Source organism: Neoroseomonas rubea, from assembly GCF_016106015.1.
Classification (GTDB): Bacteria; Pseudomonadota; Alphaproteobacteria; order Acetobacterales; family Acetobacteraceae; genus Neoroseomonas; species Neoroseomonas rubea.
In genome coordinates this window covers 1-2,011 of the sequence record NZ_JACADQ010000503.1, presented here as the reverse complement: position 1 = coordinate 2,011, position 2,011 = coordinate 1, and the positions used below count along the sequence as shown (strand labels likewise).

The following is a 2,011-nucleotide window of genomic DNA, read 5'->3' as shown; positions in this document are numbered from 1 at the left end:
ACTGGTGTTGAGTCGCGTGCTCTTCCGGTCTCGGGCGCGCCTGTCGCACCCGCCGGCGCAGGGGCTGGACGGCCATGCGATCCTGGTCGGGCATGGGCGCGTCGGCCGCGTCGTCGCCACGGCGCTGCGCCGGCACGGCCAGCCCTATGTCGTGATCGAGGCCGACCACGGCGTCGCCGAGGCGCTCCGCGCCGAAGGCGTCCCCGTCGTCTGGGGCGATGCGGCGCGCTCGGAAGTGCTGAAGGCCGCACGCCCCGAAGCCGCGCGTCTGATCGTGCTCGCCATGCCTGACGCCTCAGGCTGCCGGCGCGTGCTTGAGATGGCGTGCCGTGCCAATCCCGGCATCATCGCCGCCGCCCGCGCCCATGACGAGGAGGAAGCGCGCTTCCTCGAACGCGAACAGGCCATCGGCTTGGTCGTCATGGGCGAACGGGAGATCGCCCTCGGCATGGCGGATTTCGCCATGACGCGCCTCGGCGTGCCGGCGGCCGAGGCGCTCGCGACGGTGGACGCGCTGCGCGCCGGGCGGTGATGCCCGCGGTCAGGGCTTCTCGACCTCGCCCCCGGCATCGACCCAGGCCTTAAAGCCGCCGAGGTTGCGCACGTTCTCGTAGCCCATGTCCTTCAGCGTCTTGAGCACGAGCGCCGACCGCCCGCCCGAGGCGCAATAGGCGACGATCGTCTTCGCCCGGTCGAAATTCGCGTCATGCAGCGGGGAGGCCGGGTCGGCGCGGAACTCCACCAGGCCGCGAGGGATCGTCAGCGCGCCCGGTACCTTGCCCGAGGCCGCGACCTCGTTCGGTTCCCGCACGTCGAGGAAGACGACGTCCGCGCGCCCTGCCATTCCCTTGGCCTCCTCGGCCGAGATCCGCGGCACGACGGCCTCGGCGGCGGCGAGCATCTGCTGGACGGTGAGGGTCATGGCGATTCCTTCCTGGCCTGTGTCCCGGGCAGGCTACCGCCAACCGATCGTTCCCGCCACGAGGCACGCGAGAGTACCGCCGCCGATCGCGCCGAAGGTCGCCATCATGCCGAAGATCCGGAAGCGGAAATCTTCCGGCGTGCGGACGATGCCCCAGCCATGCGCGACACGCCCCGCGAACAGCAGGGCGCCCAGTGGATACAGCGCCCAGCCTGGCGCTCCGCCGGCCTCGGCCAGCGCCATCAAGAGCAGGGCGAAGGGGACGTATTCGACGAAATTCGCCTGCGCCCGGACCGCGCGTTGCAGCGCCGCGTCGCCGCCCGTGCCGATCGGCACCTGCGCGCGCCGGCGCTGCCCGATCACCCGTATGGACAGCCACAGGCACACCGGGGCGAGCATCGCTGCCCAAAGCGCCGTCGCCGGCATCACTCCCGTACCTCGGCGACCGTGGCGCCGGTCATGCGCAGCAGCTCCGCGGGCGTCGTGCGGAAGACGTGCATGGGCGAACCCGCCGCCGCCCAGACCGGGTCGAGCGCCATGAGGTCCGCATCCAGCAGCAGGACCGGCGGCGAAAGATGCCCGAGCGGGGAGACCCCGCCGATCGCGAAGCCCGTCGCGTCCCGCACCCAGGCCCCGTCGGCGCGCTTTACCGGCTGCCCGATCGCTGCGGCGACCTTGACCATGTCCACCCTGTTGGCACCGGAGGCGATGACCAGCACCGCCCGTCCGCCCGCGCGGAAGACGATGGATTTCGCGATCTGCGCCACGTCGCAGCCGACCGCGGCGGCGGCCTCCGCCGCGCTGCGCGTGCCCTCGGGGAAGGCGGTGATGGTGTCGGGATGGCCCGCCGCCAGCAGCGCGGCGCGGACGCGCTCGACGGATGATCCGCTCATGGCCGCGCGGCTACCACAGGCCGAGCCCGCCGCCGAGGGCGAGCGCCAGCGCCGCGAACAGGCCGACCAGGGTCAGCAGCATGCCGGCCCCGCGCAGCGGCCGGATGTCGGGCTCCGGCGACATCCCGGCGGCGTGCAGCACGCGGCCCGCCAGCATGGCGAGGCCCGCCGCGTGCAGCGCCCAGGGCGCCGCGCC

Annotated in this window: 5 protein-coding genes; 1 reads left to right on the top strand and 4 read right to left on the bottom strand. The window is 73.2% G+C overall.

Features of this window, described 5'->3' with window-relative positions; genetic code table 11:
* The coding region (locus HW577_RS24220; protein WP_232475216.1) for an NAD-binding protein at positions 1–532 on the top strand (532 nt) is incomplete at its 5' end.
* Positions 533–541: 9 nt separating this feature from the next.
* Here HW577_RS24220 and HW577_RS24215 read toward each other — a convergent pair.
* The 4 genes from HW577_RS24215 to HW577_RS24200 form a co-directional block, all read right to left on the bottom strand.
* Positions 542–922 (bottom strand): rhodanese-like domain-containing protein, encoded by a 381-nt coding sequence (locus HW577_RS24215; RefSeq protein ID WP_198378660.1) that lies wholly within the window; start codon positions 920–922, stop codon positions 542–544.
* Between the two features lie 33 nt (positions 923–955).
* Positions 956–1,348: an MAPEG family protein gene (locus tag HW577_RS24210; RefSeq protein WP_198378659.1), complete on the bottom strand. Its 393-nt coding sequence runs from the start codon at positions 1,346–1,348 to the stop codon at positions 956–958.
* Positions 1,348–1,815 (bottom strand): YbaK/EbsC family protein, encoded by a 468-nt coding sequence (locus tag HW577_RS24205; RefSeq protein WP_198378658.1) that lies wholly within the window; start codon positions 1,813–1,815, stop codon positions 1,348–1,350. The genes HW577_RS24210 and HW577_RS24205 overlap by 1 nt, the downstream gene beginning before the upstream one ends.
* A gap of 10 nt (positions 1,816–1,825) precedes the next feature.
* Positions 1,826–2,011: MAPEG family protein (locus HW577_RS24200; RefSeq protein WP_198378657.1), on the bottom strand; the 186-nt coding region annotated here is incomplete at its 5' end.